At 70.6% G+C, this 15,308-nt stretch carries 12 protein-coding genes and 1 pseudogene; 7 read left to right on the forward strand and 6 right to left on the reverse strand.

The window, feature by feature from the left end; all coding sequences use genetic code 11:
- Nucleotides 1-5: 5 nt before the first annotated feature.
- Nucleotides 6-1,199 (reverse strand): ROK family transcriptional regulator, encoded by a 1,194-nt coding sequence (locus tag ACWD3I_RS01980; RefSeq protein ID WP_365394332.1) that lies wholly within the window; start codon nt 1,197-1,199, stop codon nt 6-8.
- Nucleotides 1,200-1,384: 185 nt separating this feature from the next.
- Entirely contained in the window at nt 1,385-2,218 is an 834-nt protein-coding gene (locus tag ACWD3I_RS01985; RefSeq protein WP_365394333.1) for a hypothetical protein, read from the reverse strand.
- 239 nt (nt 2,219-2,457) lie between these two features.
- On the opposite strand from ACWD3I_RS01985, the gene ACWD3I_RS01990 reads away from it, so the two are divergent.
- From ACWD3I_RS01990 to ACWD3I_RS02000, 3 genes are read left to right on the forward strand one after another with little or no spacing between them, the layout of a single operon-like run.
- Nucleotides 2,458-3,051 carry a hypothetical protein gene (locus ACWD3I_RS01990; RefSeq protein WP_365394334.1) on the forward strand — a complete coding sequence of 198 codons (594 nt, stop codon included), beginning with the start codon at nt 2,458-2,460 and terminating at the stop codon, nt 3,049-3,051.
- Entirely contained in the window at nt 3,048-3,629 is a 582-nt protein-coding gene (locus ACWD3I_RS01995; protein ID WP_365394335.1) for a hypothetical protein, read from the forward strand. Before ACWD3I_RS01990 ends, ACWD3I_RS01995 begins: the two co-directional genes overlap by 4 nt.
- The gene (locus ACWD3I_RS02000; protein ID WP_365394336.1) at nt 3,616-3,960 is read left to right on the forward strand and encodes a hypothetical protein; all 345 of its coding nucleotides are present in this window, start codon (nt 3,616-3,618) and stop codon (nt 3,958-3,960) included. The genes ACWD3I_RS01995 and ACWD3I_RS02000 overlap by 14 nt, the downstream gene beginning before the upstream one ends.
- A gap of 99 nt (nt 3,961-4,059) precedes the next feature.
- Here the strand turns inward: ACWD3I_RS02000 and ACWD3I_RS02005 are convergent, their stop codons facing one another.
- On the reverse strand, nt 4,060-5,154 hold the full coding sequence (locus ACWD3I_RS02005; protein ID WP_365394337.1) for a mechanosensitive ion channel family protein: 1,095 nt from the start codon (nt 5,152-5,154) through the stop codon (nt 4,060-4,062).
- 291 nt (nt 5,155-5,445) lie between these two features.
- Between ACWD3I_RS02005 and ACWD3I_RS02010 the strand changes: the two genes are divergently transcribed.
- Nucleotides 5,446-5,982: an HNH endonuclease gene (locus ACWD3I_RS02010; protein WP_266892303.1), complete on the forward strand. Its 537-nt coding sequence runs from the start codon at nt 5,446-5,448 to the stop codon at nt 5,980-5,982.
- Nucleotides 5,983-6,069: 87 nt separating this feature from the next.
- Here the strand turns inward: ACWD3I_RS02010 and ACWD3I_RS02015 are convergent, their stop codons facing one another.
- The 3 genes from ACWD3I_RS02015 to ACWD3I_RS02025 all read right to left on the reverse strand — a co-directional run bounded on the left by ACWD3I_RS02015 (nt 6,070) and on the right by ACWD3I_RS02025 (nt 8,881).
- On the reverse strand, nt 6,070-7,491 hold the full coding sequence (locus ACWD3I_RS02015; protein ID WP_365394338.1) for an ABC transporter permease: 1,422 nt from the start codon (nt 7,489-7,491) through the stop codon (nt 6,070-6,072).
- A 173-nt stretch (nt 7,492-7,664) separates the two neighbouring features.
- The gene (locus tag ACWD3I_RS02020) at nt 7,665-8,351 is read right to left on the reverse strand and encodes an ABC transporter ATP-binding protein (protein ID WP_365394339.1); all 687 of its coding nucleotides are present in this window, start codon (nt 8,349-8,351) and stop codon (nt 7,665-7,667) included.
- Nucleotides 8,348-8,881, reverse strand: coding sequence for a PadR family transcriptional regulator (locus ACWD3I_RS02025; protein WP_365394340.1), 534 nt, complete (start codon nt 8,879-8,881; stop codon nt 8,348-8,350). The genes ACWD3I_RS02020 and ACWD3I_RS02025 overlap by 4 nt, the downstream gene beginning before the upstream one ends.
- A 650-nt stretch (nt 8,882-9,531) precedes the next feature.
- On the opposite strand from ACWD3I_RS02025, the gene ACWD3I_RS02030 reads away from it, so the two are divergent.
- From ACWD3I_RS02030 to ACWD3I_RS02040, 3 genes and pseudogenes are all read left to right on the forward strand, one after another.
- Nucleotides 9,532-13,560: an amino acid adenylation domain-containing protein gene (locus ACWD3I_RS02030; protein ID WP_365394341.1), complete on the forward strand. Its 4,029-nt coding sequence runs from the start codon at nt 9,532-9,534 to the stop codon at nt 13,558-13,560.
- A 61-nt stretch (nt 13,561-13,621) separates the two neighbouring features.
- A complete protein-coding gene (gene epsC, locus ACWD3I_RS02035) occupies nt 13,622-14,230 on the forward strand; it encodes a serine O-acetyltransferase EpsC (RefSeq protein WP_266892313.1) in 609 nt (202 codons plus the stop codon).
- 454 nt (nt 14,231-14,684) lie between these two features.
- Nucleotides 14,685-15,308, forward strand: a pseudogene (locus tag ACWD3I_RS02040) (ATP-grasp domain-containing protein); the annotation flags it as partial.

The following is a 15,308-nucleotide window of genomic DNA, read 5'->3' on the forward strand; positions in this document are numbered from 1 at the left end:
GGGGCTCAGCGCGAGGTGTCGAAGACCTCGTCGCGGGTGGCCGCCAGCGCGCTCTCCAGCGCGCCGCGCAGCACGGGGTGTTCGGGTACGTCGCCGAGGACGAGCTTGGGCCTGGCCGCGGCCAGCTCCTCCAGCTCGGACTGGACGAGGGAACGCAGCACTTCGCCGCCGGAGGCGAGCGAGGCGCCGCTCAGGACCACGAGTTCGGGGTCGAGAACGGAGACGAGAGAGGCGAGACCGGTGGCGAGGTGGGTCGCGTAGGTCTCCAACAGGCGCTGGTGGCGCGGGTCTTCGGACTCCGCGGCCCGCTGTACGAGGGCGGCGGCGACATCGGCGTAGGGGCCGGTCGGGATGTCCTCGACCCCCAGTTCGCGGGCGAGCTTCGGGATGGCCTGCGAGCCGGCGAGTTCCTGGTAGCCGCCGCTGTTGGCCTTGGTGACCTGCCGGACCAGGGGGGTGCCGGGCACGGGCAGGAAGCCGACCTCGCCGGCGCCGCCGGTCCAGCCGCGGTGCAGCCGGCCGCCGAGGACGAGGGCCGCGCCGAGGCCGCCCTCGTTCCACAGCAGCACGAAGTCCTCGTGGCCGCGGGCGGCACCGAGCCGCTGCTCGGCCACGGCGACGAGGTTGACGTCGTTCTCGTACTCCACCGGCATCGGCAGCGCGGCGGCGAGTTCGTCGAGCAGGGTCGGGGTGTGCCAGCCCGGGAGGTGGGAGGCGTAGCGCAGCCGGCCGGTGTTGGGGTCGAAGGCGCCGGGGGTGCCGATGACGAGGCGGTGGACGTCGGCGCGGGCCAGCCCGGCCGCCTTCACGGCGCCGTCGAGGGCGTCGGTGACCTGCTGGACGACGGGCTGCGCGGGGCGTCTGCCGGGGGTGGGCAGTTCGTACGACCCCACCGTGCGGCCGGTGATGTCGGCGACGGCGGCGAGGATGCGTTCGGGGGTGACGTCTAGTCCGGCGGCGTGTCCGGCGGCCGGATTGACCTCGTACAGCTGGGCGTTGGGGCCCGGACGGCCTTCGGTGGTGCCGCCGGCGAGCACGAGGCCCGCGGCTTCGAGGCGGGCCAGGAGCTGGGAGGCGGTCGGCTTGGAGAGGCCGGTGAGCTTGCCGATCCGGGTGCGGGACAGCGGGCCGTGCTCCAGGAGGAGGTCCAGTGCGGCGCGGTCGTTCATGGCGCGCAGCGTGCTCGGGGTGCCGGCCATGTGTACCCCTCTCCCGGGACTGTTCCGCAGCAGACTTTACGGACGGTAACTGTTAGGAAGGTTTCCTATCGGATGCAGGGAACATAGGTCCCGGTCGTGGGGGAGTCAAGGGGGGTCGAACAAACCGCCCCCGCAGGAAACGGAGTCGTTACCTGCGGGGGCGGTCAGGGGTGGTGCGGGGGTGACTACCGGACGTCGATGTAGTCGCCGGTGGCCTTCGCCGCGGCGGTCGTGGCGGTGCCCACGAACACGTAGCGGTAGTAGCCGTCCTTCGACGCCGTCACGGTCGACTTGAGGGAGCCGCCGGTCGAGGAGGTCACCGTCCTGACGGTGCCGTAGGTGTCCGAGCCCTTGGCGCGGAACTGCAGGGTGGCCTTCTGGGAGACATAGCCGCTGTAGCTGCCGGTCTCCCAGTTGGCGCGGGTCAGCTTGCCGGTGACCGTGATGGTCTTGCCCTTCTGCACCGGCTCCGGCGAGGCGTTGGCGGTGAGCTTGGCGGCGCGCTGGACCTTGGCGGTGCCCTTGTTGCCCCAGGCCGCGAAGCCGTACTCGAAGCTGACCTTGTCGTCCGAGTCGTCCAGGTCGGAGGCGACCTGGCCGTAGAAGCCGCCGACCTTCCAGGTGGTGGCGTCCGCGGCCTCGAAGAGGTCGTACGACGGGTCGACGGTGAGGGTGTCGGAGCAGGACTCCGTCACCGTGGTGTCCGTCGTCGCCGTGGTGGTGCAGGCCGGCGAGGCGTCGCTCTCGATCTCGTTCTCGAAGGTTGCGAGCGAGCCGCGGTAGAGCAGGACGCCCGCCGCGTTGTTCTCGTAGTCGATCGTCAGGTCGGCGGGACGGGTCAGGGTGTACGTCACCGGGACCGTCACCGCGTTGGTGGTGCCCACGACGATCGTCTTGCCGTTGTTCACGACGACGTCCGCGAAGACGAGGTCCGGCGTGGCGGCCTGGGCGGCGGGCACGGCCAGCGCGGACAGGGCCAGGGCACCGGAGACGACGGTGCCTATGGCGAGCTTTCTCATGCGTTTCCCCACATTCAGGGCGGGCCCCTGGGCGTTGCGCTCCAGAACAAGGGCCCGCTGATGGCTTGAACCTAAGTGGGGGGAGAGGGCTTTGGGAATGCGAAGAAGCTGTGAACAAGATTAATTCCGGGGGTGTCACACCTTCATCACGATCCCGCTTTCCGCTGGTGAACGCGGTCGCCCTCACAGGTTCCTGTACTTTCATCCGCCTGCGAACGTGAAAGTGGAGGGGGCGGGGTGTGAAGACCTCTGCGGTGTTGCTGTACGCGGCCGTGTTCCTCGTGGCCGGGTGCCGGGTGGGCGGGAACGACTCCGCGGCGGTCACGCGTACCGCCGCCGCTTCGGCGTGCGCGGACGGGGAGATCCGGTGGGCCGGGGTGAGCCAGGAGCGCAGGCTGATCGCGGTCTCGCGGCCGGTCGAGGTCGGCGAGAAGGACGGGGAAGTCCGGTTTTCTCCGGTTCGGGTGCGGGAGTTGGAGCCGCGGGTGGAGAGGAGCGGTCACGGGCCTTCGGCGGAGCGGCTGTTCGGCTCGCTCGGCCGGCACCTGGGGCTGGACACGGACACCTTGGCCCGGCTGGGCAGGTCCTCCGCCGCCGCGGAACGCGATGACTTCGGAGACATCGACGGCTCGGGAGCGTTTGTCGTCGCCCGGGCCGTGCGGTCCGTCGAGGCGGGCTTCACCGCGGACTGCGCCGGTACGCCGGTCTACGGCAGCGTCTCGACGTGGCACGGCGGCTTCGGGGCATCGCTTGCGTGCGGTGTGGATCCGGCCGGGGAGGGCGGGGACGAGCGGTGGATCGCGGAGGCCTACGAGTTGGCGTGCGGCTCATGAGTCCGGCGGCGGCGTGCTGGCGGGCCAGCGCGACCTTCTTCAGCCCTCTGATGATCCTCCCCGTGCTCTCCTCGCTCTGGGACGACCACCACTCCTGGTCCGCCATGGGACTGGACCTGGTGGGCATGGCCGTGGCCTGGGGCGTCGTCAGTCTTGTCTGGGCGGCGGTGGCCTGGCTGCTGCTGAAGCGACGGGCGCGGGCGGCGGGGGTCCGGCTCGACGCGGCGGCCTTCGAGGAGCGTCAGACGCATCTGCTCTGGTCGCGGCGGGCGGACGAGGGCCGACAGGACCAGGTCCGTGAGCGGCTGGCGGACTGCGAGCGGGCGTTCCTCGTCCTCGAACCGGCCGCGGACGAGATCACCTTCCGCTGGCGTCCGGGCCGCGACAAAGACCATTCGGTGCGGGCGTCGCTGACCTTCGACGCGGTCGCGGGGACGGTCCTGGTCGACGTGAAGGGCGGCGACGGACACAAGGGGGTGGCGGGGCTGAGCAAGGGCACGGCCTTCCTCGCGGTGTGCCAGATCGCGCGGACGCTGGGGCTGGTGGGGGCCAAGGAGAGCCGTGATGGGCTGGTATGACGCGAGCTTGGTGGCGCTGGGGTGCGGGCTGCTGCTGACGGGGACGTTCACCGTCGTGACGGGGCGGATCGTGTTTCTGCCGGTCACGTCGGTCGTACGGCCGCGGATGACGGGTGCGTGGGAGCTGTGTTACGGGCTGATCGGGCTCGGGCATCTGCCTCAGCTGGATCTCGGCGGTACGGCGAACCTGACGCTGATGATCCTGGGCGCGATGGCGGCACGGCTCGCCTGGTGGACGCCGAGCCGCAAGGGCCCGCTGGGCTGCGCGGGCGCTGAGTGCTCGACCCCTGGCCCGCGGCGGCTCCCGCACTTCCATCTCGGGCGGCGCTGAGGGCTCCGTCGGCCAGGTGGTGACAAGCCCGCGGGCCGGTGGGGTCTGGTCACGCAGTTCCCCGCGCCCCTGACGGGGCGCCGTTTCCGCTCAGGCGTCCTACTTCGTCACGTTCGGTGGCGTTATCGGTGTCGCCGCCTGGGCCTGGGGGGAGGAGGTGTTCGCGTAGGCCGACGGGGCCGACATGCCTGCCGTCGGGTCGGCGTCCGGGGTGGTGTCCGTGAGGACGACCGGGCCGCCCACGATGGGGATCTGGGCCGCGTCGAAGGCTCGCTTGATGCGCCAGCGGAGTTCACGCTCGACCGTCAGGGCCTTGCCCGGCATGGTCTTCGCCGAGACGCGGACGACCATCGAGTCCAGCAGGACGTTGTCGAGGCCCAGGACCTCGATCGGGCCCCAGAGGAGCTCGTTCCAGGGCTCGTCCTTGCTCATCCGCTCGGCGACGTCGTCGATGGTCCCCTTCACCTTGTCCAGGTCCTCGTCCGCACGGACCGTGACGTCCACGCCGGCCGTCGCCCAGCCCTGGGAGAGGTTGCCGATGCGCTTGACCTCGCCGTTGCGGACGTACCAGATCTCGCCGTTGTCACCGCGGAGCTTCGTCACGCGCAGGCCGACCTCGATGACCTCGCCGGAGGCCACACCAGCGTCGACGGTGTCCCCGACCCCGTACTGGTCCTCCAGGATCATGAAGACACCGGAGAGGAAGTCGGTGACCAGGTTCCGGGCGCCGAAACCGATCGCCACGCCCGCCACACCCGCCGAGGCGAGGAGCGGGGCCAGGTTGATCTCGAAGGTGCCGAGGATCATCAGGGCCGCGGTGCCCATGATGATGAAGCTCGCCACCGAGCGGAGCACCGAGCCGATCGCCTGGGAGCGCTGACGGCGGCGCTCGACATTGACCAGGAGACCGCCGAGGGCCGTGCCGTCGACCGCCTGGACCGTGCGGTTCATGCGATCTATGAGCTTGGTGATCGCCCGCCGCACCACCACTCTCAGCACCGCCGCGATCACCAGGATCAGCAGGACGCGCAGACCGATCGCCAGCCAGGTCGACCAGTTCTGCTCGACCCAGCTGGCGGCGTTCGTCGCGCTCTCCTGGGCGTCCTGGAGCGAGGGGACGGCGGGCGTCGACGAGTCCGAAGGGGACGGGGACGGCGACGCCGAGGCGGCCAGTAGGACGGCGGACAACGACACGGCAGGTACCTCCAGGTGCAGCCCCTGCCTCCCGGTACGGCGGTCAAAGATCGTGAAGGTCACGGAAAGGTCACCGGGCGGCAGACCCACCACACTAACGGTGCATCGTGTGTGGATCGTTGCAATGTTCGGGGGAGAGACCCTCCTCACCTGGGGATGAAGAAAGGTGTGGTCGAAAACACTCTCAGCCCGTTACCGGGAGATGGTGGCGTTTCCACCAGGCATGAGGGGAGACTGACTACAGATCGTCCCGGCGCGAGCCACGCGCCGCCGACGCCCAAGGAGGCATCCGTGCCGCATGTCCTGGTCCTCAACGCGTCGTACGAGCCACTGGGCGTCGTACCGCTCCGCCGCGCGCTCGTCCTCGTCCTGGAGAACAAAGCGGTCTCCCTCGAGGAATCCGGCGCCTTCCTGCACAGCGCAACCGTCACAGTCCCCGCACCAAGCGTGGTCCGGCTCAAGCGATTCGTCCGGGTTCCCTATCGGGGGCCCGTTCCTCTGACCCGCAGGGCGCTCTTCGCGCGCGACGGGGGCCGGTGCATGTACTGCGGTGGCGTCGCAACCAGCGTCGACCACGTCATCCCGCGCAGCCGCGGGGGCAAGCACGTCTGGGACAACGTGGTGGCGTCGTGCCGCCGCTGTAACCACGTGAAGGCCGACCGACACCTGTTCGAGATCGGATGGCGGCTGCGCCACAAACCCGCCCCGCCCACGGGTCTGGCCTGGCGCATCATCGGGACCGGACACAGGGACCCGCGCTGGCTGCCGTACTTGCAGCCGTACGGCGCGGAGGACGCCATGGCCCGGATCGACGGCATCTCAGCCTGACGACGATCCGGGCCTTCGTGTTGCCGCGGACGGTTGCGCACCGGCCCCGGGGGTCCCCCGTGCCCCCGGGGCCGGTCGTTCACGCGCTCACGCGTAGCGCAGCTCCGCAGGGTTCAGGGAGCGGCGCAGCAGCGGGAGCGAGGTGGCGGCGGCGAGCAGACAGCAGGCGTACACCGCGAAGGGGACCAGGAGCGCGGCGTACGGCGTGACGGCGGGCCCGTCCCCGACCAGCCGGGAGTATCCGACCCCGATCGCCATGCCCCCGGCGCCGCCCAGCAGCAGGGCGGGCGCGAGCGGCAGCGCGGTCTCCAGGAGCAGCGCCCGGCCGAGCACCTGGTGCGGCACCCCGGCGGCGGTCTGCGCGGCCAGGCCGCGGCGGCGGGTGGCCAGCGACTCGGCGGTGCCGACGGCGAGGCCGGAGAGGGTGATCACGAGGGTGGCGACGATCGCGGCGGCGACCAGGTTCACGCCGGTGGTGTAGTACGACATGCTCGCCGCGAGCTGGTCGGCGTTCCTCCTGCTGTCCAGCTCGGCGAGCAGCACCTGCCGCACGCCCACGAAACCCGTCCCGACGACCGTCACCAGCAGTACCGCCGCGTGGGTGCGGGCCGCGGCCCAGGGGTCGTCGCGCAGCCGTTCCGCCGCGATCAGCGTGGCCGCGGTCCGGGCCCGGCGGGCCAGCCACCGGCCCGTCAGCGTGGCCACCGCGCCCACGATCCCCACCGCGGCCGCGCCGACCAGAAGAAGGGCCCCGGCCACGATCAGCGGTCCGTTCGCGTACGTCAGACCGCCGTCCGGCATCTGGGAGGACGTGCTGGACACGGCGGCCAGCGCCACCGCGGCCACGACCGCCACCCCGCCCGCGAACAGCGCCCAGAACCCGCGCCCCGACCCCGGCCGCACCCGGCGGACCCAGCCGAGCGGCGAGGCCACCACCCGGCGCAGCGCCAGCACACCCGCCGCGGCGCCGAGCACCGGCACACCGAGGGCGACCAGCGTGATCCCGGCCCAGGCGAGCCAGGTCGGGTGCTGCCACCGGCCCAGCAGTGCCACGACCGAGGCGACCGTGGCGAGCAGCGAGCCGAGCAGACAGGCCGGCCCGGTCTCCAGTGCCGCGATCCGCCGCACCTGTCCGGCCGAGGCCCCCGCCAGCCGCAGCCCGGCCAGTCGCCGGTCGCGGTGCACGGCCCCGACGCGGGCGCACTGACCGAGGAAGCCGAGGACGGGGACCAGCAGGAGCAGCAGGACGACGATGACGCCGGAGCGGGTGCCGGGGTCGTCGAGGAGACCCGCGCCCACGGACACGTCGTAGCGGCCCTGGAGCGCGGCGAGACTCACCGCAGCCAGCGCGAACCCGGTCGCGAGCCCCGCGCCCACCGCCGTGAGCCCGACCCGCCACCACTCCCGCCGGTCGGAACCGCGGGTGAGCAGCCAGGCGAGGCGAAGATCGGCACGCAGAGAGCCCTTGCCGCCGGGCCGGGTGGTGGGGTCGGTGCGCGGGGATCGCATACTGCCGTCTCTGGTCGGGTCGCTGTGCCGGCCGGATCGCGTGCCGTCGGGCCGACCGCTCGGCTCGGTCCGTGAGGGTCGGGTGTCGGTGTTCCCGGTGGGTCCGCCGGGCCCGGTGCCCGGGGCGGCGTCCACGGATCCTGTGCCGTCGCTTCCGGTGTGCGGTCCGGTCGTCACACCGTCACCCCCGCCGGTGCCACGCGGCCGTCGTTCAGGCGGGCCTCGCGGTCCGCGTAGGCCGCCACCTGGGCGTCGTGGGTGATGAGGAGGACCGCGGTGCCCTGGTCGCGGGCCGTGTGGACCAGGGCCGTCATCACCTGCTCGCCGGCGAGTGAGTCCAGCGCGCCGGTGGGCTCGTCGGCGAAGACCACCTTCGGCCCGGTGACCAGGGCCCGGGCCAGCGAGGTCCGCTGGGCCTGGCCGCCGCTCATCTCGCCGGGCCGCAGCCCTTCCTGCCCGCGCACCCCGAAGCGCTCCAGCCACTCACCGGCCTTCTCGTGGGCGTCCCCCCGGGTGGCGCCCGCCAGCATCAGCGGCAGGGCGACGTTGTCGAGCGCGGTCAGCTCGGGGATCAGCTGGCCGAACTGGAAGACCACCCCGAACTCGGTCCGGCGCAGTTCGCTCAGCCGCTTCTCGGGCAGGGTGTCGAGCCGCTCACCGGCGTAGGAGACCGAGCCGCCGTCCGGGCGGACGATGCCCGCCAGGCAGTGCAGCAGCGTCGACTTCCCGCTGCCGCTGGCGCCGGTGACGGCCAGGATCTCGCCGGCCCGCAGCTCGACCGAGGCGCCGCGCAGGGCCTCGGTCCTGCCGTGCGCCTTGATCAGGTCACGGGCCGCCAGCAGCGGCACTTCGTTGCTCATGCTGTGTCGACCTCCGCGGTCAGGGTGGTCAGCCGGCCCGCCGTGGTGGTCATCCAACGGAGGTCGGCGTCGAGGTGGTTGAGGGCGTAGTCCGCCGAGAGCACGGTCGCGAGATCCGCGCCCTTGCCCGTCTTGACCTGCGTGAGTTCACGCATCCGCGCCATGTGGGCGGTGCGTTGGGCGCTGAGATAGGCCTCCGGGTCGCCGTCGGCGAGGATCGCGACGACGACCTTGGCGAAGATCTCGTTGGTCACGAAGGGCGCGGGCGGGGTGATCTCCCCGGCCCACGTGGCGAGTTCTCGCTGTCCGTCGGCGGTGGAGCGGTACATCGTGCGCTCCGGTCCGCCGTCCGAGTCGGTGCCCTCGACCTCGGCGAGTCCGTCGCGGACCAGTCGTTGAAGGGTTGTGTAGACCTGCCCGTAGGCCAGCGGACGGGCCTGCGGGAAGCGTTCGTCGTGGCGTCGCTTGAGGTCGTAGCCATGGCTCGGCCCCGTGGCGAGCAGCCCCAGCAGGATGTGGCGGGTGCTCATGGCGATCATTATGCACTCGCTACATGTACTGGGTGAATAGTGGTCGGTTATCGGTCATGGGCGACCGGTCAGCGGTGGCTGGAACCGGCCACTGCCCCCGGCCGGGGGCTGCCCGAACTGTCCCCGAAGTGCCCCCATATGACGTCCGATCAGGCATCGGGATTCGGCCAAGAGTCGCGCTCTGTGACGAAATCAGGGTTTTACAACGGGGGTCGACTCGATTTAAAGTAAGCACCGATCGCATGATGATCACGGTCGGCGCCAACCAGTCGACCCATCAATCGGGGGGTATTGAAAGGTATGTTCGCGAAACCCAGTGGTAGAGCACTGAGCTTCTGTTCGCGATGTGCTGAGACGGTCTGAGCGCCTAAGTGGCGCCCCGTGGTCGCAGAGAGTTTCCTCGACCGTCGGCGACCGTTCATCCCAGTTCAAGCGCTTTCTGTCTGACGTAAAGCCAGAGAACCGTCTTCTGCCGCGCCCTTCTCGTTCTGAGACAGGGGCTTTTCCCGCGCGCTGATCGACGGTCGGCTCCGGCTGCCGACAATGACATGGTTTTGCCTCACCCTTGGCATGGCCATGCCATTTCTTTGCCTTTTTCCAACGCACTCACAAAGTGACCAATTCCAGGTTCGAGGATGATGGCGAAAACCATGGGGTCCGAGGAATTGTCCCTGCCAGACATGCTGCGCGCGGCCGCGCTCACCCGAGCCGACCGGACCGCCGTCTCGTGCGGCACGCAGCGCCTGACCTTCCAGCAGCTCGGTGACCGCGCCGAGACCCTGGCCGACCATCTGTGTCGGCTCGGTGCGACGACGGACGAACCCGTCGGGATCTTCATGGATCCGTCCGTCGACCTCATGGCGAGCGTCTGGGGCGTCCTGTACTCGGGCGCTCCCTACCTGCCGCTGTCGCCGGAGTACCCGGACGAGCGCGTCCGCTACATGATCGCGGACTCCCGGACCAAGCTCATCCTCACGGACGAGTCCCTGGTCTCCCGGCTGGCCGCGCTCACTCCCGCGCACACGCGGATCGTCACCGTCGCCGGAGCGCAGGCCTCCCGGGACACCGTCACCGGTCCGCCGGCGCCCCCGCACGGCGACACCCTCGCGTATGTCATCTACACCTCCGGGAGCACGGGCAACCCGAAGGGCATCGGCATCGAACACCGCAGCATCGTCAGCCAGATGCGCTGGCTGGCCGGTGAACAGGGCCTGGACGAACGCCGGACGGTGCTGCAGAAGACCCCGCTGAGCTTCGACGCCGCCCAGTGGGAGATCCTCGCCCCGGCCTGCGGCAGCAGCGTGGTCATGAGCGAACGAGGCGTCTACGCCGACCCCAGCGGGCTCCTCGACCTGATCCAGACGCACCGGGTCACCACGCTCCAGGGCGTGCCGACCCTGCTCCAGGCGCTCGTCGACTCCGGACGGCTGACGCAGTGCACCTCGCTCACCCAGCTCTTCAGCGGCGGCGAGGCGCTCACCAAGAGCCTGGCGATCGAACTGCTCGACGCGCTGCCGGACGCCGAACTGGTCAACCTCTACGGCCCGAGCGAGACCACGATCAACGCCTCGTCCCTCACCGTGGACCGCGCGACCGTCCAGCACGGACCCGACCACCTCTCCATCGGCCGGCCCGTGCACGGCATGAGCTTCCACATCCTCGACACCGCCCGGCGGCCCGTCGCGCCCGGCGAGTCGGGTGAACTCCACATAGCCGGGCGGCAGCTCGCCCGCGGCTACCTCAACAACCCCGACATGACGGCCGAACGGTTCATCCCCAACCCGTTCGCCACCGACCCGGACTCCACCCGCCTCTACCGCACCGGCGACCTGACCCGCTGGAACGACGACGGCACCGTGCAGTTCCTCGGCCGCACCGACAGCCAGGTCAAGCTGCGCGGCTTCCGGGTCGAGCTGGACGAAATCAAGGTGTCGATCGAGAAGCACGACTGGGTCAAGAGGGCCGCGGTCGTGGTCCGCGACGACACGCGGGTCGGCGCCAACCTCATCGCCTTCATCGAACTCGATCCCCACCGGGCCGCGGTCATGGACCAGGGCAACCACGGCGCCCACCACCAGTCCAAGCAGAGCAAGCTCCAACTCAAGGCACAGCTCGCGGATCTGGGCGTCCGTCAGGAGTACGGCCTCCCGTTCGTCGAGCTGTCCGGGCGCACCGCGACGGCCGAGCAGCGGCGCACGGTGTTCGCCCGCAAGACGTACCGCTTCTACGAGGGCGGCGACGTCACCCGGCAGGACCTCCTGCGCCTGCTCGCCCCCGCGACGGATCACGTGGCCGCGCCCCGTGACCCGGACACTCTGACCCTGACCGAACTCGGCACGCTGCTGCGCTGGTTCGGCCAGTTCACCAGCGGCGAGCGGCTGCTGTCCAAGTACGGCTACGCCTCACCCGGATCCCTGTACGCCACCCAGCTCTACCTGGAGCTGTCCGGCATCGCGGGCCTGGAGGCGGGCCACTACTACTACCACCCGGTCGAACACCGGCTCACGCTGATCGGCCCGGCCCCCGCCGGGGAGCCGAGACTGCGGGCCCACTTCATCGGGCGCCGCTCGGCCATCGAGCCCGTCTACCGCAACAACATCCAGGAAGTCCTCCAGTTCGAAGCCGGTCACATGGTCGGCCTCTTCGACCACGTCCTGCCCGCCTACGGACTGCGGATCTCCGCGCGCCCGGCGGAGCCGGCGGTCAAGGACGCCCTGCGCTGCCCGGACGAGGACTACTACCTGGCCTCGTACGAGATCCGCACGGCCGCCGCCGGGACCGAGCCCACCGCGGTCGACCTGTATGTGCAGGCCCATCCGGGCCGCGTCGCCGATCTCGCCGACGGCCAGTACCGCTACGACGCCGGCGAACTGGTGAGGGTGTCCGGCGAGTTGGTCCGCAAGCAGGACGTCATCGCCATCAACCAGGAGGTCTACGCGCGTTCGAGCTTCGGGGTCAGCATCATCGGCAGCGCGCCCGAGGCGTGGCAGCGCTATGTCGACCTCGGCCGGGAGCTCCAGCGCCTCCAGATGAACGGCCTCGACCTGGGGCTGATGTCCTCCGGGTACAGCTCCGAGACCGGCAACCCGCTGCCCTCGGCCCGGCGCATGGCGGACCTCGTCGGCCTCGGCCCGGACACCGCGTCCTACTTCGCCGTCGGCGGCCGTATCAGCGCCCAGCAGCGGCTCAGTGAGGGCATGAAGGAGGACTCCGTGCACATGCGGGGTCCCGCCGAGATCATCAAGGACAACCTCGCCGCGGCCCTGCCGCCGTACATGGTGCCCAACCGGGTCAGCGTCCTCGACGTCTTCCCGCTCACCCCCAACGGCAAGGTCGACCACCAGGCCCTGCGCGAGCTGGACAAGGCCGCCGTCGACGACACCGAGGCACCGGTCGTCCCGCCGCGCACCCCCACCGAGGAGGCCGTCGCCGCACTGTGGGGGAAGGTGCTGAAGCAGGAGCGGGTCTCCATCCGAGACAACTTCTTCGCCTCCGGCGGCCATTCGCTGACCGCGGTCTCCCTGGTCAACCGGATCAACCGGGAGCTGGGCGCAGCCCTGCCGCTCCAGGTGCTGTTCGACGCGCCGACCATCGCCGAACTGGCCCGGCGCGTCGACCGTGAGCCCGCCACCGCGGCCTCCCGGCTGGTGCGGCTGCGCGCCGCGGACGGCCGCCGGCCGGTCTTCTGCTGGCCCGGTCTCGGCGGCTACCCGATGAGCCTGCGGCTGCTGGCCGGGCGCCTCGACCTGGACCGGCCGTTCCTCGGCGTCCAGTCCTACGGCATCAACGCGGACGAGACCCCGTACGAGACGTTCGCCGAGATGGTCGCCGAGGACCTCGAACTCCTCCGGCAGGTCCAGCCCACCGGCCCCTACACCCTGTGGGGCTACTCCTTCGGGGCCCGGCTCGCCTTCGAGGCCGCCCACCAGCTGGAGCTGGCGGGCGAGCAGGTCGACGAGGTGATCCTCATCGCGCCCGGCAAACCACCCGTGGAATTCCTCGGTGACGCGGCCGGCCGGACCTCGACCGCCTTCGACGACTCCACCTTCGTCTCCATCCTGTATTCGGTGTTCGCCGGAAACCTGGAGAAGTCCGCGGTCGAGGAATGCCTTGCCGCGACACACGACGAGGAATCCTTCGTCGCCTTCGTCAGCGACCGGTTCGAGCACCTGGACCGTGAATGGGTGCGCAGGATCGTCGGCGTGGTGCGGCGGACATTCCTCTTCGAGTACGACCCCCGCGAACTCGCCGAGCGCACCGTCGCCGCACCGGTCACCGTATTCCGGGCCACCGGCGACCAGGAATCGTTCATCGACTCCGGTGAAGCGCTTACCACCACACCCCCCGCGCTCCACCGACTCGAGGCCGACCACTACGAGTTGCTGCGCGCGAACGGAATAGACGAACTCGTCACCGCCATAAAGACCGCACGACTCACCAGAAAGGTCACCGGAGTGCCGCACGTCAGCATCAAGCATTTCCCCAACAACCTCGAGGCCGAACAGGTCACCGCCCTGGTCGACGCGATCACCAGCGCCGTCCAGGCCGCCTTCGCGGTCGACGAGGGCGCGGTCTCGATCGCACTCGAACCGGTGGCCCAGGACGTCTGGAACGAGCGGGTGTACGTCCCGGAGATCGAGAACGGCGCCGGAAACCTGGTCAAGGCCCCCAACTACTGAGCCCGGCGCCCGAATCCGACGGTGCCCACCCCCACCAGGACATGAACCACGGAGGACCGCGATGCGCACAGTGATCACCAGGATGAGGGAGGACCTCTCCGTGATCGTCGCGCGAGACCCGTCGATCCGCACGCGCGCGGAGGCCCTGCTGCACCCCGCGCTGCCGGCGCTGTGGACCCACCGGGTGGCCCACGTCCTGTTCACCCGTGGGCACCGTCAGAGCGCCCGGCTCCTCGCCTACCTGGCCCGCGCCTGCACCGGTGGCATCGAGATCCACCCGGGCGCGCGGCTCGGCCGGCGCGTCTTCATCGACCACGGGGCCGCCGTGGTCATCGGGGAGACCGCCGAGGTCGGCGACGACGTCACGATCTTCCACCAGGTCACGCTCGGCGCCGTCGGCTGGTGGAAGGACGGACGGCGCGAACCCGGCGCCCGCCGCCACCCCGTCGTCGGCGACCGCGTGGTCCTCGGCACCAACGCGATCGTGCTAGGCCCGGTCACCGTCGGCCACGACGCGCTGATCGGCGCCGGGGCGCTGGTCCTGGGCGATGTGCCCCCGAAGGCCCGCGTGATGGCCCCCGCCGCCGAGATCGTGTCCCGGCCCTCGGCCGCGGACCGCGAGGACGCGGACCAGCTGCTGCGCGCCCTGGCCACCTCCGGGTGCTGGTGACACCCAGGTCACCGGCCCCACCCCATTCGTCGCAGTACCCCGCAACGTTCACCGCATCTCAACCCGACCACGTGTCGGCACGCCATCGGAGGCACAGATGATTCACGTCGGTGTACTGGAGAGCAACCTCTCCGGTTCCGGCTTCGAGGGCCTGCAGATCATCAAGGAACTCGACTGCCGGGTCACCTTCTTCACCCGCGACCTGGACCGGTACCTCGAAGTGCCGGGCGGTCCGGCCTACTTCGAGAAGTACGTCGACGAGATCGTCCACTGCGAGACGAACATCCTCGAAGAACTCCTGCCGCAGGTGCACCGGGCCGGTGCCGAGCACCCCTTCGACGCGTTCCTGACCCTGGCCGAGTACGACGTGGTCGTGGCCGCCGAGGTCGCCGTCCTCCTCGGGCTCCCCACCGTCAGCGTCGACGGCGTCGCCACCGCCCGCAACAAGGCGCTGATGCGCCGGCGCTGCGCCGAACTCGGCGTGGCGATACCGGCGTTCCGCACGGTGCAGACCCCCGCCGAGGCGGCGGCCGCCGCGGCCGAGATCGGCCTGCCCTGCGTGGTCAAGCCGGCCGACGAGACCAGCAGCGCCGACGTCCGGCTGGTGGAGACCGCGGAACAGGCCGCCGAGCACGTCGAGCTGATCCGCTCCCGGGTGGAGAACACCCGCGGCCAGAGCCGCTACCACGAGCTGATGGTCGAGGAGTACCTGAGCGGCCCCGAGGTCAGCGTGGAGGTCCTCGCCGACGGCGACCGGTACGAGGTCCTCGGGGTCACCGACAAGTCGGTCATCGGCCAGGGCTACTTCGTCGAACTGGCCCACAGCTTCCCCTCCAGCCTGCCCGACAAGATGGTCCGCGCCATCGGCGACCTGGCCGTGGAGGCGCTGCGCGCCTGCGGGTTCGACCTGGGCATGGCCCACGTCGAGATCAAGGTCACCGACTCCGGTCCCAAGCTCATCGAGATCAACCCCCGGCCCGCCGGCGGCAAGATCACCTACCTGGTCGACCGCGCCCTCGGTATCAAGTCCCTGGAGCTGGTGGCCCAGCAGTACCTCGGTCAGCCGCTGCCGGCCCGG

The sequence above is a fragment of the Streptomyces sp. NPDC002817 genome (assembly GCF_053592055.1).

Bases quoted from the DNA above. Each gene is read 5' to 3' on its own strand.
- ACWD3I_RS01980 (WP_365394332.1), bottom strand. From the start codon at position 1,199: ATGGCCGGCACCCCGAGCACGCTGCGCGCCATGAACGACCGCGCCGCA.
- ACWD3I_RS01985 (WP_365394333.1), bottom strand. From the start codon at position 2,218: ATGAGAAAGCTCGCCATAGGCACCGTCGTCTCCGGTGCCCTGGCCCTG.
- ACWD3I_RS01995 (WP_365394335.1), top strand. From the start codon at position 3,048: ATGAGTCCGGCGGCGGCGTGCTGGCGGGCCAGCGCGACCTTCTTCAGC.
- ACWD3I_RS02000 (WP_365394336.1), top strand. From the start codon at position 3,616: ATGGGCTGGTATGACGCGAGCTTGGTGGCGCTGGGGTGCGGGCTGCTG.
- ACWD3I_RS02015 (WP_365394338.1), bottom strand. From the start codon at position 7,491: ATGCGATCCCCGCGCACCGACCCCACCACCCGGCCCGGCGGCAAGGGC.
- ACWD3I_RS02020 (WP_365394339.1), bottom strand. From the start codon at position 8,351: ATGAGCAACGAAGTGCCGCTGCTGGCGGCCCGTGACCTGATCAAGGCG.
- ACWD3I_RS02025 (WP_365394340.1), bottom strand. From the start codon at position 8,881: ATGAGCACCCGCCACATCCTGCTGGGGCTGCTCGCCACGGGGCCGAGC.
- ACWD3I_RS02030 (WP_365394341.1), top strand. From the start codon at position 9,532: ATGGGGTCCGAGGAATTGTCCCTGCCAGACATGCTGCGCGCGGCCGCG.
- epsC (WP_266892313.1), top strand. From the start codon at position 13,622: ATGCGCACAGTGATCACCAGGATGAGGGAGGACCTCTCCGTGATCGTC.